Source organism: Celeribacter sp. SCSIO 80838, from assembly GCF_056498065.1.
In genome coordinates, this window is sequence record NZ_JAZKMA010000001.1 from 2139816 (window position 1) to 2158724 (window position 18909).

Consider the following 18909-nt stretch of genomic DNA (forward strand, 5'->3'; position numbering starts at 1 on the left):
TGACGAGACGGGCGAAACCCCATAGGATTTATTGTGAATAGGTGAATTTTGCCCCGATTCAGGGGTGGGGACAGTCGGGGAAGCGTGCAGAAGGCGCGATGGCCCTGAGCACAACAGCAAAAGAACACAGGCGGTACTCATGGCTTTGAATCTGACGATGCCCGAGCGGGACGAGTTGAAACCGAAAATCACAGTGTTTGGTGTCGGTGGTGCTGGCGGCAACGCGGTCAACAACATGATCGAGAAGCAGCTGGAAGGCGTCGATTTCGTCGTGGCGAACACCGACGCTCAGGCGCTGCAACACGCCAAGGCACAGCATCGCATTCAGATGGGTGTGAAAGTGACCGAGGGTCTCGGCGCCGGTGCGCGCCCCTCCGTCGGCGCCGCCGCTGCCGAGGAAAGCATCGAGCAGATCGTCGATCACTTGGCAGGGGCCCACATGTGCTTCATCACCGCCGGCATGGGCGGTGGCACCGGCACAGGCGCCGCTCCGATCATCGCGCAGGCTGCCCGTGAGTTGGGTGTGCTGACCGTCGGTGTCGTGACCAAACCCTTCCAGTTCGAGGGCGCGAAACGCATGCGTCAGGCCGACGAGGGCGTCGATCAGCTTCAGAAGATGGTCGACACGCTGATCGTGATCCCGAACCAGAACCTGTTCCGCCTCGCCAACGAGAAAACCACCTTCACCGAGGCCTTCTCCATGGCCGATGACGTGCTCTATCAGGGCGTCAAAGGCATCTCCGACCTGATGGTCCGTCCGGGCCTCATCAACCTCGACTTCGCCGACGTGCGCTCCGTGATGGACGAAATGGGCAAGGCGATGATGGGCACCGGCGATGCGACCGGCGAAGATCGCGCCATTCAGGCCGCTGAGAAAGCCATCGCCAACCCGCTCCTCGACGAGATCTCGCTCAAGGGTGCGAAAGGCGTGCTGATCAACATCACCGGCGGTTACGACCTCACCCTGTTCGAACTGGACGAAGCCGCGAACCGCATCCGCGAAGAGGTCGATCCGGACGCCAACATCATCGTCGGCTCCACGCTCGACACCGATATGGACGGTGCAATGCGCGTTTCCGTCGTCGCCACCGGCATCGATGCCCGCCCGGTTCTCGAAGAAATGCCGGTGCCGCGTCGCCGTCTCGCCGAACCGCTGCAAAACCCGGAAATCTTTGAAGAAAAAATGGAGCACGCCGCGCCTGCCGCCGTCGCCGCTGCCGCTGCGGTGGAACATGCCGCCGAACCGGCCCAGCCGACCCTCGATGTGTTCGATCCGCAGGTGAGCCACCGTCGTGATGAACGCCGTGAAGAGCCGCGCGAAGAGTTCCGCGCCCTCGACGACGATCTGCCGCCGCCGGCCTATCAGCCGCGCCCGCAGCCGATGCCGCAACCGGCGATGCACGAGCCCGAAGCGGAAAGCTTTGTCGCCCCGCGCGCGCCCGCGCCGGGCACGCCCTCGCCGGAGGCTCTGGCCCGTTTGCAGGCCGCCGTGTCGAAACAGCCCCGTGCCGACATGCGCCCGCAACAATATCAGCCCGCAGCGCAACATCAGCAGCCCGCCGGGGAAGCCAAGGGCGGTCGCTTTGGCATCAACTCGCTGATCGGTCGCATGACCGGCCACAATGAGCAGGACGCCCGCCCGGCCGCGCCGCAGCCGCAGGCCCGTTTCGGTGCCCAGCCGCAGGTCCGCCCGCAGGTGCATCAGGCCTATGACGAGGATCAGGATCCGAACCCGGAACAGGAAAAGATCGAGATCCCGGCTTTCCTGCGCCGTCAGGCGAACTGACATAAACCCGTGAGTGGGGCGGTTCGGTGCTTCGGTTTCGAGATCACATTCACGAAGATTGCAATATGTGAAAGGTCGCCTTCGGGCGGCCTTTTTCTTTTGTTTCAAAGGGGATGCCGCATTGCGGCGACGGCGTGCGCGGGTTTTTGCCCGCCTGACCGCTGCCATGTTTCAATCGGTTACAAAGATTGAGTTGAGCTTGGTGAACCGGATTGGTTAGGTGCGGGTTAACAAGACGTATCAGCGCGGGAATACGCAAACCTGTCCGCGAACTTTGATGCGCAGAAGGCCGATAAGGCAAAAGACCGATAAGAATGTGAGGCCAATGGTGCAGAGCACAGTTGCAAAACGAATTCGCTTCGACGGGGTGGGGCTCCACTCCGGTGCCCCCGTGCGCATGGAGGTGCTGCCCGCTCCGGTCAACAGCGGCATCACCTTTCTGCGCTCCGACATCGAGGCGGATGCGACGGACATGCGCGACGCGCTGATCCCGGCGCGCTGGGATGCGGTCGTGCCGTCGCAGCTTTGCACCCTCATTCGCAACGACGACGGGGTCGAGCTTTCGACCATCGAACACATCATGGCCGCGCTTGCAGGCTGTGGCATCGGCAATGCCGTGATCACTGTCGACGGGCCGGAAGTGCCGATTCTCGACGGTTCTGCCGCGCCCTTCGTTGACGCCATCCTCGCCGCCGGTCTGCGCCGTCAGGACGGTCCGACCCGCGCACTGAAAATCCTCAAGCCGGTCGAGTTGGTGACCGACAATGCGCGCGCCCGTCTCGAACCCTCCGACACGATGGAAATCGACTTTCACATCGATTTCGCCGACCCGGCGATCGGCGTGCAGGACAAGCATCTGGTGATGGCCAACGGCGCGTTCGTGCGCGAGTTGTCGAACTGCCGCACCTTCTGCCGCAAGGCGGATGTCGATTATATGCGCGAAAACGGTCTGGCTCTTGGCGGCACATTCGAGAACGCCGTGGTGGTCGATGGCGATGCGGTGCTCTCCCCGGGCGGTCTGCGCCATGATGACGAGCCGGTGCGCCACAAGATGCTCGACGCTTTGGGCGATCTCTACCTTGCGGGCGCGCCGATCCTTGGCCGCTATGTCGGCGAAAAGGCGGGCCATGCCGTGACCAACAAGCTTCTGCGCAAGCTGTTCGACACGCCCGGCGCCTGGGCTTTCGTCACCGTCGATGCGGCCACCGCCGCGCGGCTTCCCGGCGCGGGCGTCAGCCCCGCCGATCTGGCGGTCTGCGCCTGATCCACCCCATAGCCGGTCCGTCAGGGCCGGGAAACGGAGGGGGGACAGGAGCGGGACGGCCAAGGCAAAGCACACTCTCCGTGTCGTGATGACTTTTCCGCCGTTAAGGCGTTTTGCACCGGATTTTTCTGTGCTAGGAGTGTGGACACGACCCGGTCAAACGGGCGGTGAACGGTGAGGGTAGGGCCTTTCATGACGGCACTTAAAACAGGCAAACTGGCTTTAACGCTCGGTGTTTCCATGGCTTTTCTGACGGCCTGCGGGAATTATTCGCCGCGCGAGAACCTCGAGGGCTATCCGGCGGATGACATCTATGAGCGGGCCGAGTTCGAGATCACGCAAAAGGATTTCGGCGATGCGGCCTTCTATTTCGGCGAGGTGGAGCGGCTTTATCCCTATTCCGACTGGGCCAAGCGCGCGTTGATCATGCAGGCCTTCTCCTATCACCGCGACAAGGATTATGAGAACGCCCGTGTTGCGGCACAGCGTTTCCTCGACTTCTACCCGGCGGACGAAGATGCCGCCTATGCCCAGTATCTGCTGGCCCTGTCCTATTACGACCAGATCGACGACGTGGGGCGCGATCAGGGCCTCACCTTCCAGGCGCTGCAGGCGCTGCGTGTGGTCATTGAACGCTATCCCAACAGCGAATATGCCCGCTCCGCGATCCTGAAATTCGATCTCGCCTTCGACCACCTCGCGGCGAAGGAAATGGAGATCGGGCGCTATTATCTGAAAAAGAAACATTACACTGCCGCCGTGAATCGTTTCCGTGTGGTGGTGGAACAGTTCCAGACCACCCAGCATACGCCGGAGGCGTTGCACCGTCTGGTCGAAAGCTACCTGTCGCTGGGCCTCACCGAAGAGGCACAGACCGCAGGCGCGATTCTGGGCCACAACTACCAGTCCTCCGAATGGTATCAGCACAGCTACAAGCTGCTGACCGGGCAGGGGCTGGAACCGAAAGTCTTCGAGAACAACTGGCTTGGCGCGATCTATCGTCAGATGATCCGCGGCGAATGGCTCTGAGGCTCAGACCCCCATGCTGAGAAGTCTCGACATCCGGGACATGCTGATCATCGACCGGCTGGAATTGGAATTTCAGCCGGGTCTCAATGTCTTGACCGGCGAGACCGGCGCGGGCAAATCCATCCTTCTCGACAGTCTCGGCTTTGTTCTCGGCTGGCGCGGGCGCGCCGATCTTGTGCGCACGGGTGCGGCGCAGGGAGAGGTCACGGCGGTGTTCGATCTGCCGAAAGGCCACGATGCCAAAGAGGTTCTGGCCGAGCTGGGCATGGACACCGACGACGGCGAGCTGATCCTGCGCAGGGTCAATACGGCGGACGGGCGCAAGACTGCATGGGTCAATGACCGGCGGGTCTCGGGCGATGTGCTGCGGCGGCTGTCCGACGTTCTCGTGGAATTGCATGGTCAACATGACGACCGGGGGCTTCTGAACCCACGCGGGCACCGGCTTTTGCTCGATGCCTTCGGCGGCATTGCGCCGCTTCTGGAGACATCGCGCCGCGCATGGAAAGCCCTGAGCATGGCGCGCAAGGCGCTTGCCGAGGCAGAGACCCGTCAGGCCGCGTTGAAATCCGAGGAAGAATTCCTGCGCCATGCCGTGGGCGAGCTTGACGCTTTGAACCCGGAGCCGGGCGAGGAGGCCAAACTCGACGCCGAACGTCGGTTGATGCAATCGGCGGAAAAGATCGCTGGCGATGTGGCGAAAGCCCATCAGGCGATGTCCTACGATGGCGGCGAAGGGATGTTGACGGATGCGTTGAAATGGCTCGAAGGGGCGTCTGATCGCGCTGACGGGCGGCTGGACGCGGCGATCGACGCTCTGGGCCGGGCGCTCAACGAATTGGCGGAGGCGCAATCGGGGGTCGAAAACTGCATCGAGGCGTTGCAGTTCAATCCGCATGAGCTGGAGCGGGTCGAGGAGCGCCTCTTTGCCATTCGCGGCCTCGCGCGCAAACACAATGTACTGCCCGATGAGCTTGGCACCTTCGCCGACGGTTTGCGGGAAAAACTCGCAGCTCTCGATGGCGGGGAGGGCGATCTCGCGAAGCTCGGCAAGGCGGTGCGCGACGCCGAAGCCGCCTATGACGCCGCCGCCATGGCGCTCACCGAGGCGCGCGTGAAAGCCGCGCAGGAGCTCGACGCGATGATGGGCCGGGAGCTGGCACCCCTCAAGATGGAGCGGGCGGTGTTTGCGACCGAGATCACCCCCGGCGAACCGGGCCCCGAAGGTCGTGACGCCGTGGCCTTCACCGTGGCGACCAACCCCGGAGCGCCCGCGGGGCCTTTGAACAAGATCGCCTCGGGCGGTGAGCTGTCGCGCTTCCTGTTGGCGCTCAAGGTCTGTCTCACCCGCGACCAGACCGGTGTGACGATGATTTTCGACGAGATCGACCGCGGCGTCGGTGGCGCGACCGCCGATGCGGTGGGCCGCCGTCTCAAAGCGCTCTCGGACGAAGGGCAGGTGCTTGTGGTGACCCACAGTCCGCAGGTCGCGGCCCTTGGCGGTCATCACTGGCGCGTCGCGAAACGGGTCGAGGCAGGCATGACGCTGTCGGAGGTTACGCCGCTCGATGCGGGCAACCGGATCGATGAGTTGGCGCGGATGCTCTCTGGCGACACGATCACCGAGGCCGCCCGTGAAGCGGCCCGCGCGCTTCTGGCGCGCTAGACGAACCCGCGCGCTTCTGGCGCGCTAAAGCAAACCTGCGTGCCCCGGAACTTTCACGGAAGTTTAATGATGCGCTGTCATCATGTGTCCGTGTTCGAGTGGTTTTGTTTCACGAAAACGGCGCGAAAAGGGATGACCTTTTCGCGCCTGCTTTTTATGAAGACCGCTTTTGACGTTCAGGGCACCATCTTGCCCGGATTGAGGATGTTCCTCGGGTCCATGGCCGCCTTGATCTGTCCCATGAGGCCCCAGGCCGCGCCATGTTCCTCTTGCATCAAGCCAATTTTCCCCATGCCGATGCCATGCTCACCGGTGATCGTCCCGCCAAGCGCGAGCGCGCGTTCGGCCATCCGATGCGCCAGCGCTTTCGCCAGTTTGATCTCGTCGGCGTCGTTCGGGTCGACCAGCAGGATCGCGTGGAAATTGCCGTCGCCGACATGGCCGAGAATCGGCCCGTCGATGGGCGAGGCCGCAATATCCGCCGCGGTTTCCTCTACCGCCTGCGCGAGTTTCGAGATCGGCACGGAAATATCGGTCACAACCGCCTTCGCGCCTTTCCGGAGCGCCAGACAGGCCCAATAGGCATGGTGACGCATGGTCCAGAGCGCGTTGCGATCCTCCGCCTTCGAGGCCCATTGGAAATCCGAGCCGCCGAATTCATGCACGATCTCGCCGAACATCTCGACCTGTTCGGCCACACCGCTCTCCGAGCCGTGGAACTCGACGAAGAGATGCGGTTTGAGCGGGAAATCGGCACCGGAATATTTGTTCACCGCATCGACGCTTTCCGCATCGAGAAATTCGATCCGCGCCATCGGCAGCCCGACCTGAATGGTGGCGATTACGGCCTGCACCGCGGGGCTGATTTCGTCAAACGAACAAACGGCGGCGGAGATCGCCTCCGGCTGACCATGAAGCCGCACGGTCATTTCCGTGATCAGGCCGAGCGTGCCCTCTGAGCCCACGAAAAGCGAGGTGAGATCATAACCCGAGGCCGATTTGCGCGCCCGCGATCCGGTGTGAATGACCGTCCCGTCGGCCAGCACCACCTCGAGCCCGATGACATTCTCCTTCATCGTGCCGTATTTCACCGCCGTGGTCCCCGAGGCCCGCGTCATCGCCATGCCACCAAGGCTTGCATTGGCCCCCGGATCGACCGGGAACATCAGCCCGGTGGTCCGAAGCTCGACATTGAGCGCCTCGCGGGTGATCCCGGGCTGGACGACCGCGTCCATATCCGCGTCGTTGACCCGGATGACCCGGTTCATCCGCGAGAAGTCCACGACGAGACCGCCCTTCACCGCAAGCGTCTGGCCCTCCAGAGACGTGCCCGCGCCAAAGCCCGTCACCGGGACCTCATGGGCGTGACAAATCTTCATCAGTTCGGAGACCTCTTCGGTGGTCTCGGGATAGGCCACGGCCTCCGGCGGGGTCAGCGGAAACCACGTCTCCGACAGCCCGTGCTGGTCCAGTTCGGACTTGGATCGGCTGAGCCGACCCTCTAGAACGGAAGAAAGCGCGGCATATACGGTTTCGGAAATCATGGTCGACTCGCTGTCTGTTAGGGTCCGGCGACCATAAAGGACGCGGGCGGTGGGGAAAAGCGCACCGAAACGACAGGTCCGGGCGGCGGCGGTCGAATGCGTCTGGAAGGGGCGGGGATGTCAGAGGAAAAACCGGCCTATCCGGCCAAGGCGCTGAACGAGATCCGCGAGGGCCTGCGCGAAACCCTGTCACTGATCCGCCGTCGCGGTCCGAGCCAGATCCAGTTCTGGTTCATCGCGCTGGTCATCGGCATCGCCTCGGGCGGGGCCGCGCTGTTCTTCCGCCTCGGCATCGAGAAACTTCAGGCCTTTCTTTACGGTACGCACGATCTGCGCCATCTGCACACCGTCGCCCGCGACCTGCCGTGGTTCTGGGTGCTCGCCCTGCCGGTGATCGGCGGGCTGGTCGTCGGCATCATCCTCAACTGGTTCACCCCCGACGGCCGTGTGCGCTCCGTCGCCGATGTGATCGAAGGCGCGGCCCTCAACGACGGTCGGGTCGAGAAACGCGCGGGCCTCGCCTCCGCCGCCGCTTCGCTCATCACCCTCTCCACCGGCGGCTCCTCGGGCCGCGAAGGCCCCGTGGTCCACCTCGCAGGCGTCATCGCCACATGGGTGTCGAACCGCCTTCACGCCGACGGCATCACCGGGCGCGATCTTTTGGGCTGCGCCGTCGCCGCCGCCGTCTCCGCCTCCTTTAACGCACCGATTGCGGGCGCGCTTTTCGCCCTCGAAGTGGTGCTGCGCCATTTCGCCGTCCACGCCTTTGCCCCCATCGCCATCGCCTCCGTCGCCGGAACGGTCATCAACCGGATCGAATTCGGCGGCGTCACCGAGTTCACCCTCGCCGATGACGGGGCGCTGTCCTTCTATGTCGAACTGCCCGCCTTTCTCATGCTCGGGCTCCTGTCCGGCCTCGTCGCCGTGCTCCTGATGCGCACGATTTTCATGGCCGACGATTTCGGCTCCTGGGTGCAGGAAAAACTGCACCTGCCGCCCGTGCTCCGACCGGCGGCTGCGGGGCTTTTGCTCGGCATGATCGCGATCTTCTTCCCGCATATCATCGGCGTCGGCTATGAAACCACCTCCGCCGCCCTCACCGGGCAACTGATCCTCTGGCAGGCTGTGGTCTATGCCGTGCTCAAGGTCATCGCCGTCGCCATCACCATGGCGGGGCGCATGGGCGGGGGCGTGTTTTCCCCCGCGCTCATGGTCGGCGCGCTCACCGGCCTGTCCTTCGGGCTGATCGCCACCGGGATCTTCCCCGACGTTTCCGGCACGGTCACGCTCTATGCGCTGGCGGGGATGGGGGCGGTGGCGGCGGCCGTCCTCGGCGCGCCGATCTCGACAACTTTGATCGTCTTCGAACTCACCGGCGACTGGCAAACCGGGCTGGCCGTGATGGTCGCTGTCTCGCTTTCGACCGCGCTGGCCTCGCGCCTCGTCGACCGCTCCTTCTTCCTCACGCAACTCGAACGTCGCGGCGTCCACCTCGCCGCCGGACCGCAGGCCTATTTGCTCGCCACCGTGCGCGTCCACCAATGCTATCGCAAGCCCGACGCGCCGCGCGCTGCCTCTGAAGAGGCCTGCAAGGAACTGATCGGGCAGGGGATCTACGTCTCCCCCAACGCCACGCTGGAACGGGCCATGCCCTTGTTCGATAAGAACAATCTGATCTTTGTGCCTGTGGTGACCCTGCACGAAGACACCGGACCGGAACTGCATGGCGCCCTGTTTCAGGTCGACGCGCTCCGGGTGTTCTCCCGCAAACTGGCGGAAACTGCGGCGGAGGAGCATTCTTGAGATAAATGAAAATAGGTTTCAAAATGTATATACATAATGCGTTGCGCAGATATTTCGGTGTCATTTTCACATTCGTCTTTTTTACGTTTCCCATAAGCGGAAATGCCCAAATGGTGGCGCCTCACGAAACGATCAGGAACTTTGCGCTTAAACATGGTTGCGATGCAAACCACTTGCTCAGCAATGAAACTCAGTTTCTGGTCTGGACGAATTTTTTGCAGTTTTTAATCGAGGGACAGTTCGAGCCAGACCTTTTTAATATCTGTAAAGAGAGCCCTTACGCGTTTCTCTCCGACCTTTATGCCGGAGACATATCGGTTGATCAGATATTGGATACACGGAGGATTCTTATTTCCCGTGTTCAGTCTTTGGCGAATAAAATGGGCACGGAGTCGAGCACTCGGATTATGCAGGGGTATGCTGGGGCCGAGTATCTTTCGGCCGTTTATTTGATCTGTCGGGGAGAGCGGGATTGTTTTGATGAGCTTGTCGCAGAAGATCAGTTTTCTGAAGCTATGTGTTCTCAGGACATTTCGAAGGTTCGAGATCGCACGAGTCCCGATAAATTCGAACTCGACTTGTTTAAACATGAAGGTGATATGAGGTACTTTCTTCCGTACCTTATTACGAATTGTCGTTTGAAGGATCAGGCGAGTCAAAACTTTGCGGATTGGCCTATTTTTGACGTCACGCACCACATGTTGAGCCGAGATTTAATCAATCGGCAGTAGATGCCCGCTGCGCATCCCTTTTGCAATTTGTGGTGTACCGTTCTCTCCCCCGTTCTGTGTCTCTGACGTTTACTCCGACGCAGGGAGGCTTATTCGGCGTATGCCGTCTATCGTTGTAAGCAAAGAAATGCGCCCGCAAAAACGCCGTCCAAAGAGTGTTCCCTTGGACGGCGCGGGGGGCTCAAAGCTGTTCGACAGCGGCCTTCTGCGGGTAGAAAGCGACATACCCCTTGACCTCGGTCGCGCGGGGTTTTGGGTCCTCATAGGACCATGCCGCATTGGCGATCACGACGGATTTCGTATGAATATCAAAGTGTTTCGCCTCGCCCTTGAAGGGGCAGACAGAGACGGTGTCGGTCGGTTCGAGAAAGGCCATGGCAAGGTCCTCGCGTGGGAAATAGATCACCGGCGGAAACTCCCCTTCGGTCAGTTCCAGCGCCCGGTCGCTCTCCCCCAGCACGGCCCCGCCCGCACGCACGACCCATTTGCCGACCGCCGCGCGGATTGTGATATGATCTCCCATGTTCTCGTCCTTTTGTTTTAATTATCTGTTTTCGCACAGACCTTATCAGGGTTCATGCGTCAGGTATATGTCAGACCGGTGCAACCGCTTGCCGCAGCCAGGCCCGCGCATGTTCCGACACGCGATCCTTGAGCTTGTCCCAGACCGTTTCGTGATAATCGTTGAGCCAGTCCCGCTCCCAGGGGGCCAGTTCGTCGGCGAGGATCAGGCGGCGGTCGATCGGCACCCATGTCAGTGTCTCGAAGCCCAGCATGTGCCGCTGCGGATCGGCGCTTTCGAGGGCCGGGGCGGGTTCCACCACGATCAGGTTTTCGATGCGGATGCCATAGGCGCCCTCGCGGTAATAGCCCGGCTCGTTCGACAGGATCATGCCCTCTTGAAGCGGCAGCATGGAGATCCGCGAAATCCGTTGCGGTCCTTCATGCACCGAGAGATAGGCACCTACGCCATGCCCGGTGCCGTGATCGTAGTCGCGCCCCATCCGCCACAGAGGTGCACGGGCCAGAGCGTCGAGATGCGCGCCCGCAATGCCACGCGGAAACCGCGCCGTGGAGATCGCGATCATGCCCTGCAACACGGCGGTGAAGGCCGTGCGCTCCTCCGCGCCCGGATCGCCCAAAGCGACGGTGCGGGTGATGTCGGTGGTGCCGTCCTGATATTGCGCGCCGCTGTCGATCAACAAAAGCTCACCGTCTTTCAGGGCGCGGTTGGTGTCCTCCGTCACCCGGTAATGCACGATCGCGCCATTGGGACCCGAGCCGCAGATCGTCTCAAAGGAAATCTCCTTGAGCCGGTTCGTCGCCGCCCGGCAGGCTTCGAGATGCTTCACAACCTCGATCTCGGTCAGGTCTTCGGGGGGCTGCTCTGAGAGCCATGCGAGGAATTCGACCATCGCCGCGCCATCGCGCAGATGCGCCTCGCGCGTGCCCGCGATTTCCTCGGGCGTTTTGCAGGCTTTCGGCAGGATGCAAGGGTCTTCGCCCGCCACGATCTGGGCCTGTTTCATCAGGGTTTTCACCGCCTGCGGTGCCGATCCGGGATCGACCAGAACCTTACCCGTCAACTCGCCCAGAGCCTCCGAAAACTCCGACCGGGGCCGCAGAGAAATCCGCGGGTCCGGCCCGAGATGTTCATATTTCGATGCGCTGTCAAAGAGTTGCAGCCGCCCCGTGGTGGTCAGAATGGCAAAGGCCTGCACCACCGGATTGTGCGCAATATCGGAGCCACGAATGTTCAAAAGCCAGGAGATGCTGTCGGGCAGGGTGAGAACCACCGCCTCCGCACCGGCGGCGGCCACCGCCGCGCCGATCTCGGCGAATTTTTGTTCGGAGGTTTTGCCCGCAAGCTCAAACGGCTGGACGCTCACCGGCTCGGCGGGGCGCTCGGGCCGGTCTTTCCAGATCCGGTTGACGAGATTGGGGCTGGCGATCAGCTCCTTGCCCGAGCCCTCCAGCGCGCGTCGGAGCGTTTCAATCTCGCGGATCGTGTGCAGCCACGGATCGAAGCCGATCTTCTCCGCATCGCTTTGCAAAAGCCAGTCGGCGAGCGTTGTGGCGGGCCAGTCGACATAGTCGAACACATTCGGATCGCATTGCGCACGAACCTGAACCGTATAGCGCCCGTCGATGAACACCGCCGCTTGGCCCGTGAGCACAACGGCAAACCCCGCAGAGCCGGTAAAGCCCGTCAGCCACGCCAGCCGTTCGTCGCAGGGGGCGACATATTCGCCCTGATGGGCGTCAGCACGCGGCACGATGAAGGCGTTGAGGCCGACCTCGTGCATGTCATGGCGCAGGGCGGTGATGCGGGGAGCGGCCTGTTCCGGGCGAGAGGTCACGTCAAAGCTTTGGAACATTTTGCAATGGTCCTTTCGTTTGTTCACATTCGGGGCAGCCTCGCTCAGGAGGCTCGGCGTATGCCCATGACACGGGCACGGGCGCGCGGATCGCTGTCGAAGAGCGAGGCAAGCTGTTCGGTCATCGCGCCCGCCAATTGCTCGGCATCGGTGATGGTCACGGCGCGGTTGTAGTACCGCGTGACGTCATGGCCGATGCCGATGGCCAGAAGTTCCACCTGACGGCGTTTTTCGACCATGGCGATCACATCGCGCAGGTGTTTTTCCAGATAATTCGCGGGGTTGACCGACAGAGTGCTGTCATCGACAGGCGCGCCGTCGGAGATCACCATCAGGATTTTGCGCGCCTCGGGGCGGGCGCTGATCCGCCGGTGCGCCCATTCGAGCGCTTCGCCGTCGATGTTTTCCTTCAAGAGGCCTTCTTTCATCATCAGGCCCAGATTGGCCCGCGTCCGGCGCATCGGGGCGTCGGCGGATTTGTAGATGATGTGGCGCAGATCGTTGAGGCGGCCCGGCTGCTGCGGCCGTCCGGCGGCGAGCCATTCCTCGCGCGACAGCCCGCCTTTCCACGCCCGCGTGGTAAAGCCCAGCACCTCGACCTTGACGTTGCAGCGCTCCAGCGTGCGCGCCAGAACATCGGCACAGATCGCCGCAATCGAAATCGGGCGACCGCGCATCGAGCCGGAGTTGTCCAGGAGCAGCGTCACCACCGTGTCGCGGAACTCGGTGTCTTTCTCGATCTTGAAGCTGAGCGGCGTGGTCGGGTTCGCCACCACCCGCGCCAGACGTCCGGCGTCGAGAATGCCCTCTTCGAGATCGAATTCCCAACTCCGGTTCTGTTGCGCCTGAAGGCGGCGTTGCAGTTTGTTCGCGAGCCGCGACACAGCGCCCTTCAGCGGTTCGAGTTGCTGGTCGAGATAGGCGCGCAGGCGTTCGAGCTCGGCGGGTTCCGCGAGCTCCTCGGCCATGATCTCTTCGTCATGGGCGGAGGTAAACACCTGATAATTCGGATCGGCATCGGAGACGGGCGCGGGTTGCGGCGGCTCGACATCGGCCTCGTCCTGCGGCAGCTCGACCTCTTCGGAAAACTCCTCGTCGGCCATGTCGTCGGAGGAGGAGGAGGCCTCCTGCATGTCCTGCTGTTCGTCCTGCGTGTCTTCGGCGCTGGCCTCGTTCTCGTCGTCCTGCTCCTGCTCTTCGCCCTGGCTGTCCGGCTCTTCCTCCTGCTCGTCGGTCTCGGCGGACTGGTCCTCTTCGGGATCGGTCTCGTCCGGGTCGTCGCCAAGCTGATCGCCGTAGCCCAGCTCCTCGATCACCCGACGGGCGAGGCGGGCAAAGCCTTTCTGGTCCTCCAGAAGACTGTCGAGATCTTCGAACGTATCCTGTGTCTGGCCGTCGATGAAATCGCGCCACAGATCGAGGATGTTGTCGGCGGCGGCGGGCATCTGCCGTCCGGTGGCCTTTTCGCGCAGGTAATAGCCCATGGCCTGCGCCAGCGGCGCATCTTCGCGCCGGGTGATGCCATCATAGCCACGGCGCAGCGCCTCATTGCCGATCTTGGCGTCGATATTGCCCGCCGTCCCGGGCATATACCGCGCACCCGCAGCCTCGCAGCGCGCGCTTTCCAGCGCGTTATAGATGTCAAACGCCATCTGGCCCGGCGGGGCGTAGCGTTGAAAGGTCTGCTCGTTGTGAAACTTATGGCGCAGCGCCAGCGCATCGGCCGTGCCGCGCGCGATCAGAACCTCTTCTTTCGACATCCGCCGCGACACTTGCGGCAGGCGCATCGTGTCGCCGGAGAGGCCCGAGGGGTCCATCGTGTAGGTGACCGTCAACTCGCTGTCGTCGGCCAGCACTTTGGTCGCTTCCGCGAGCGCTTTCTTGAAGGGATCTGCCGGGTTGTCGCTGGGCTTTTTCATGGCTTCGTTAAATCACGCGGCGCGGGGCCGGGCAAGCGAAAGAGATGCGCAACAGGGTCGGCGCGAGGTCGCACAGGTTTTGTGTGTTTGTGCGCAGAGATTGGCATTGATGCGCGGCCCTGTGCGGATTTACGAATGGCGCAAAGGCGCGCTCCTCCCCCGATTGTTCTTTCAACCGGCGTGCCGTGAAAAGGAATTCAACATGTCCAATCCCAAGATTGCCATCGTCATCGGCTCCACCCGCGATGCTCGTTTCGCGGACAAACCGGCCCAGTGGCTGTTCTCCAAGGCGCAAGAGCTGTCCTCTGAGCTCGATTTCGAACTCGTCGATCTGAAAGATTACGATCTGCCGATGTTCAACGAAATGGCCTCCAACCTCTGGATGCCGTCTTCGGATGAAAAAGCTGTCGCATGGCAGGAAAAAATGGCCGAATTCGACGGCTATATCTTCGTGACCCCGGAATACAACTCTTCGATTCCGGCCTCGCTGAAAAACGCGTTCGACCAAGCCGGCAAGGAATGGGTTCGCAAACCGGCTGCTGTCATGGGCTACGGTGCCGTGGGTGCCGCCCGTGCCGTCGAGCATCTGCGCGCCGTGGTGATCAACCTGCAAATGGTGCCGGTGCGCTCCGCTGTCTACATCTCCGGCTCCGATTTCTTCAAAGTGTCGCCGCTCGGCGCCAATGCCGAGATGAGCGAGATCGAAGCGGGTATTCTGCCTTCCGTCGAAGCCATGTTGGGCGATCTGGCTTGGTGGACCAAAGCCACCAAAGCCGCCCGCGACGCATAAGTTTCGGACCAAGTTCCACGCACATATCAGGCAAAAAGGTCCGCGTAAGCGGGCCTTTTTTATGTCGGGTCTCAGCCGCCCAGCAACATCTCCCGGCATTGACGGATATTGCTCTCAGCCAGCGCTTCCGCCCGATGTGCCTCCTCCGTGTCGAAGGAAAACCGCGACAGGGCCAGAAGCTCGGTTTGGGACACATGGCCAGCGATGCGCAATTCTTCATAGGACGGCGCGGCCTCGGGCGTGATGACGGCGGCAAGCAGGTCTTGCATCTCACGTTTGAGCGCCATCAACTCCCGGTCTTCGCGATGCGCTGCCTCGGCAGAGAGTCGTCCGGCGCAATAGGCGAAATCGCGTGCCAAAGGATTGTCGGCGGGAAGGGACGCGCCTTGCGCCGGAGCACTCCAGAGCGCAGGTAAAACCAGCGCCAATAGGGTCTTTTTGATCGAAAACCTGTGGATAAGCTCGGGCATGTCGGTCTCGCTGCTTAGGGTGTCACGTGTCCTGTCATCGTTCTGTTACATGGAGGCTAGGAGCGTTTTGCGAGTCTGGCAATATTTTTGTATATACGAACGATATACTTTTGGGGCAGCTAGCCGAGGATCATCGCAAGACATTGCTCTAGCGCGATCTCGGCCTGATGGCGCGCCGCCTCGGCATGTCGCGCATCCGGTTCGAACGCGGCCCGGCGCAACAGATCGGCATGGGCGAATTTGGCCGAAAGTCGAAGGGCCATCAGCGCGCCCCCCTGATCGGGCGGGCTGATCGTTTCCAACAGCGAAATCATCGCGCCGCGTTGGCGTTCCGTCAGATCGGAGGCGGGATCGGAGAGCAGCCATTGGTGCTCCATCGTGGCGGAAAGCCGCCCGACGCAATAGGCGAACTCACGGGCGAGAGGATCCATCTCCCGCGCCCGGATGGCCGGGGCGGGCAGGGCCGCAAGCAGGGTTGTGACTGTCGCGGCGAGTATGATCGCAAGTCCACGCATAAGAGAGAGCGTGGCACAAATTGGTTGCCAGCCGTTTAACCACGGCGTGCGTTGCGTTCCCCTTTGGTCACAAAGAAAAAGCGGACCCGAAGGCCCGCTTTGACGCATGGAATTTAGGGGCGATTACCCGGCCAGAGAGACCGCCGACTCGGGCAGTTCTTCGTCGAAACAGCGCTGATAGAACTCGGCCACGGTCTGACGCTCCAGCTCATCGCATTTGTTGAGGAAGGTCAGGCGGAACGCATAACCGATGTTGCGGAAAATTTCCGCGTTCTGCGCCCATGTGATCACCGTCCGCGGGCTCATCACGGTCGAAAGATCGCCGTTCATGAAGGCAGTACGAGTGAGATCGGCCACGGCAACCATCTGGTTGATCTGCTTGCGGCCCTTTTCATTGTTGTAATGCGGCGCTTTCGAGAGAACGATGGCCGCTTCGGCGTCGTGGCTCAGGTAGTTGAGCGTGGCGACGAGCGACCAGCGGTCCATCTGCGCCTGGTTGATCTGCTGCGTGCCGTGGTAAAGCCCCGTGGTGTCGCCGAGGCCGACGGTGTTGGCCGTGGCGAAAAGGCGGAAATACGGGTTCGGCGTGATCACTTCGTTCTGATCCAGAAGCGTCAGCTTGCCGTCGGTTTCCAGCACGCGCTGGATCACGAACATCACGTCGGCGCGGCCCGCATCGTATTCGTCGAAGACGATGGCGCAGGGGTTGCGCAGCGCCCAGGGCAGGATGCCTTCCTGGAACACGGTGATCTGTTTGCCGTCCACGAGCTTGATCGCGTCTTTCCCGATCAGGTCGATCCGCGAGATGTGGCTGTCGAGGTTGACGCGCACGGAGGGCCAGTTCAGACGCGAGGCCACCTGTTCGATATGGGTGGATTTGCCGGTGCCGTGATAGCCCTGGATCATCACGCGGCGATTGTGGGAAAAGCCCGCGAGGATCGCAAGCGTCGTGTCCGGATCGAATTTATAGGTCGGGTCAAGCGCGGGCACGCGATCAGTCGGTTCGGCGAAGCCTTTCACGGTCATGTCGGTGTCGATGCCGAAAACATCGCGAACGGAAATTGTTTCGGTCGGTTTTGCGGTCGCGTCCATGATCTTGCCCGTTTTCCTGAATTTTGAACTCACCTGACTTCTTGCCCTGTCGGGGCGGCAGGTGCAAGGGCCGAGGCGTCGCAGAAATGCCCAAAGGGGGCTGCGGAGACGGAGATGTGTGCTGCCGCGGCAAAATTCCCCGCTCAGGGGGCTTTGCCCGGGCTCAGGCGCCGCTTACATTGCAGCGAGGTTTTGAAAAAGGGGATTGGCATGAGCGGCCTTCTGGCTCTTCTGGACGATGTTGCGGGCATCGCGAAAATCGCGGCAGCGCAGGTCGATGACGTGGCCGGGCAGGCGGCGAAGGCCTCGGCCAAGGCGGCCGGCGCGGTGATCGACGACGCGGCGGTGACGCCGAAATACGTCCATGGCTTTGCTCCCGCACGCGAATTGCCCATCGTGGGCAAGATCGCGCTGGGCTCGATCCGCAACAAGCTGGTGATCCTTTTGCCCTTGGCGCTTTTACTGTCGAGCTTTGCGCCCTGGCTGATCACGCCTTTGCTGATGCTCGGTGGCTCGTACCTCTGTTTCGAAGGTGCGGAAAAGGTCTATCACCTGTTCAAACCGCACACGCCCCATGCCGACGGGCAGGTGATGAATGGCGATCCGGCCCATCTCGAGGAACAAAAGGTCGCGGGGGCTGTGAAGACCGATTTCATCCTGTCGGCCGAGATCATGACCATCATCCTTGCGGCCCTCGATCCCAATCAGTCGATCTGGTTCGAGGCGGGGGCGCTGGCGCTTGCCGGGATCATCATCACCGCCGTGGTTTACGGCGGCGTGGCGGTGATCGTGAAGGCAGACGATTTCGGTCTCTGGCTCAGCCGTGTCGGGCGGCTCTCCGCCACCCGAGCCGTGGGGCGGGGGATCGTCAAGTTCATGCCGCTGTTCATGAAACTCCTGATGATTATCGGCACGGCGGCGATGATCTGGGTCGGCGGCTCTATCGTGATCCACGGGCTGCATGAGTTGGGGATGCATCATCCCTACGAGGAGATCCACCATATGGCGGAAGCCACATCGCATGCTGTGCAGGTGGCCGCTGGATTTGTCACATGGTTCGTCACGGCGTTTTTCGATGGGATTTTCGGCCTGATCTATGGATTGATCCTGATCCCCATCGTGGCGAAAATCATCAATCCCCTGATCCGGACTGTGCGTGGGGCGAAAACCGCAGAACATTGAGTATTTGAACCATCAGAAAACCCCGAAGCCCTTCTGCGGCTTTCTGATGGTCTAAATACTCAAAAAGCCCCGCCTTGGCGGGGCCTTTCATGTGCGGAGGATTATTTGAACCAGCGGCTGTCCTTGAGTTGGTCCCAGGCCCAGACCACTTGCTGCAACTGTTCTTCCTGCGAACGATCCCCCCCGTTCACATCGGGGTGCAGGATCTTGATCAGCGACTTGTACTGTTTCTTGATCTCGGCCTTGGTCCAGTGGTCCTTGGCCTCAAGAATGTCGATCGCCTGACGCTCGACAGGCGGCAGTTTGCGGGTCGGTGCGCTGGGGTCGGATTTGCCCGGGTTGCGTGTCGCATTCTCGCCCAGAACCTCATGGGCATCGTCGATACCGAGGCGCTCCCAGGCGCGTTGCTCCACCGACTTGCGCCCGAAGGGCTGGGTCGGGCGATCGCCCGTCTGCGACGATTTGTAGGCCGCATCCATCTCGGCCTCGGTCGCATTGGTGAAGAAGTTCCACTGCAAATTATATTCGCGGACGTGTTCCTTGCAGAACCATTTGTACTCGTCCAGATGATCCGGCGAGCGCGGCGCGCGATACTGGCCGGGCTCGGTGCAGCCCTCCCACTCACAGGTCCTCTTCGATGTCTCGAACGCGCCAGACATGCCGCGCCGCCCTCCGCGCTTGTTCTTTTTCGCGGAAGACACTGACATATCAAAACCGAAAGGATCTTTTTTATCCATCTG

Annotated in this window: 16 protein-coding genes; 8 read left to right on the plus strand and 8 right to left on the minus strand. The window is 61.7% G+C overall.

Going from position 1 to position 18909, the window contains the following annotated elements; all coding sequences use genetic code 11:
• The first annotated feature begins 139 nt into the window (after window positions 1-139).
• The 4 genes from ftsZ to recN all read left to right on the plus strand — a co-directional run bounded on the left by ftsZ (window position 140) and on the right by recN (window position 5745).
• The gene (ftsZ, locus tag V1475_RS10820) at window positions 140-1786 is read left to right on the plus strand and encodes a cell division protein FtsZ (protein WP_479412752.1); all 1647 of its coding nucleotides are present in this window, start codon (window positions 140-142) and stop codon (window positions 1784-1786) included.
• Between the two features lie 328 nt (window positions 1787-2114).
• Window positions 2115-3050, plus strand: coding sequence for a UDP-3-O-acyl-N-acetylglucosamine deacetylase (gene lpxC, locus V1475_RS10825; RefSeq protein ID WP_434290897.1), 936 nt, complete (start codon window positions 2115-2117; stop codon window positions 3048-3050).
• Window positions 3051-3242: 192 nt separating this feature from the next.
• Window positions 3243-4079: an outer membrane protein assembly factor BamD gene (locus V1475_RS10830; protein WP_479412753.1), complete on the plus strand. Its 837-nt coding sequence runs from the start codon at window positions 3243-3245 to the stop codon at window positions 4077-4079.
• Window positions 4080-4092: 13 nt separating this feature from the next.
• Window positions 4093-5745, plus strand: coding sequence for a DNA repair protein RecN (gene recN / locus V1475_RS10835; RefSeq protein WP_479412754.1), 1653 nt, complete (start codon window positions 4093-4095; stop codon window positions 5743-5745).
• Window positions 5746-5921: 176 nt separating this feature from the next.
• On the opposite strand, the gene V1475_RS10840 is transcribed toward recN, so the two are convergent.
• Complete coding sequence (locus V1475_RS10840; RefSeq protein ID WP_479412755.1) at window positions 5922-7289, minus strand: FAD-binding oxidoreductase; 1368 nt, start codon at window positions 7287-7289, stop codon at window positions 5922-5924.
• 117 nt (window positions 7290-7406) lie between these two features.
• Between V1475_RS10840 and V1475_RS10845 the strand changes: the two genes are divergently transcribed.
• Both V1475_RS10845 and V1475_RS10850 read left to right on the plus strand, forming a co-directional pair.
• Complete coding sequence (locus tag V1475_RS10845; protein ID WP_434287890.1) at window positions 7407-9092, plus strand: chloride channel protein; 1686 nt, start codon at window positions 7407-7409, stop codon at window positions 9090-9092.
• A 5-nt stretch (window positions 9093-9097) separates the two neighbouring features.
• Window positions 9098-9823: a hypothetical protein gene (locus V1475_RS10850; RefSeq protein ID WP_479412756.1), complete on the plus strand. Its 726-nt coding sequence runs from the start codon at window positions 9098-9100 to the stop codon at window positions 9821-9823.
• Between the two features lie 181 nt (window positions 9824-10004).
• Here the strand turns inward: V1475_RS10850 and V1475_RS10855 are convergent, their stop codons facing one another.
• From V1475_RS10855 to cobT, 3 genes are all read right to left on the minus strand, one after another.
• A complete protein-coding gene (locus tag V1475_RS10855; protein WP_479412757.1) occupies window positions 10005-10346 on the minus strand; it encodes a DUF427 domain-containing protein in 342 nt (113 codons plus the stop codon).
• Window positions 10347-10416: 70 nt separating this feature from the next.
• Window positions 10417-12201, minus strand: coding sequence for an aminopeptidase P family protein (locus V1475_RS10860; RefSeq protein WP_479412758.1), 1785 nt, complete (start codon window positions 12199-12201; stop codon window positions 10417-10419).
• Window positions 12202-12245: 44 nt separating this feature from the next.
• A complete protein-coding gene (gene cobT, locus V1475_RS10865; RefSeq protein ID WP_479412759.1) occupies window positions 12246-14120 on the minus strand; it encodes a cobaltochelatase subunit CobT in 1875 nt (624 codons plus the stop codon).
• A 202-nt stretch (window positions 14121-14322) separates the two neighbouring features.
• Between cobT and V1475_RS10870 the strand changes: the two genes are divergently transcribed.
• Entirely contained in the window at window positions 14323-14910 is a 588-nt protein-coding gene (locus tag V1475_RS10870) for an NADPH-dependent FMN reductase (protein ID WP_434287876.1), read from the plus strand.
• 71 nt (window positions 14911-14981) lie between these two features.
• On the opposite strand, the gene V1475_RS10875 is transcribed toward V1475_RS10870, so the two are convergent.
• From V1475_RS10875 to cobS, 3 genes are all read right to left on the minus strand, one after another.
• Complete coding sequence (locus V1475_RS10875; protein ID WP_479412760.1) at window positions 14982-15380, minus strand: hypothetical protein; 399 nt, start codon at window positions 15378-15380, stop codon at window positions 14982-14984.
• 119 nt (window positions 15381-15499) lie between these two features.
• Window positions 15500-15811: a hypothetical protein gene (locus V1475_RS10880; RefSeq protein WP_479412761.1), complete on the minus strand. Its 312-nt coding sequence runs from the start codon at window positions 15809-15811 to the stop codon at window positions 15500-15502.
• Window positions 15812-16018: 207 nt separating this feature from the next.
• The gene (cobS, locus tag V1475_RS10885) at window positions 16019-16987 is read right to left on the minus strand and encodes a cobaltochelatase subunit CobS (protein WP_066705490.1); all 969 of its coding nucleotides are present in this window, start codon (window positions 16985-16987) and stop codon (window positions 16019-16021) included.
• A 210-nt stretch (window positions 16988-17197) separates the two neighbouring features.
• Here cobS and V1475_RS10890 point away from each other — a divergent pair, with 210 nt between their 5' ends.
• Window positions 17198-18169, plus strand: coding sequence for a DUF808 domain-containing protein (locus V1475_RS10890; protein ID WP_479412762.1), 972 nt, complete (start codon window positions 17198-17200; stop codon window positions 18167-18169).
• Window positions 18170-18270: 101 nt separating this feature from the next.
• Here V1475_RS10890 and V1475_RS10895 read toward each other — a convergent pair whose 3' ends face one another.
• On the minus strand, window positions 18271-18906 hold the full coding sequence (locus tag V1475_RS10895) for a DnaJ domain-containing protein (protein WP_434287869.1): 636 nt from the start codon (window positions 18904-18906) through the stop codon (window positions 18271-18273).
• Window positions 18907-18909 lie beyond the last annotated feature (3 nt).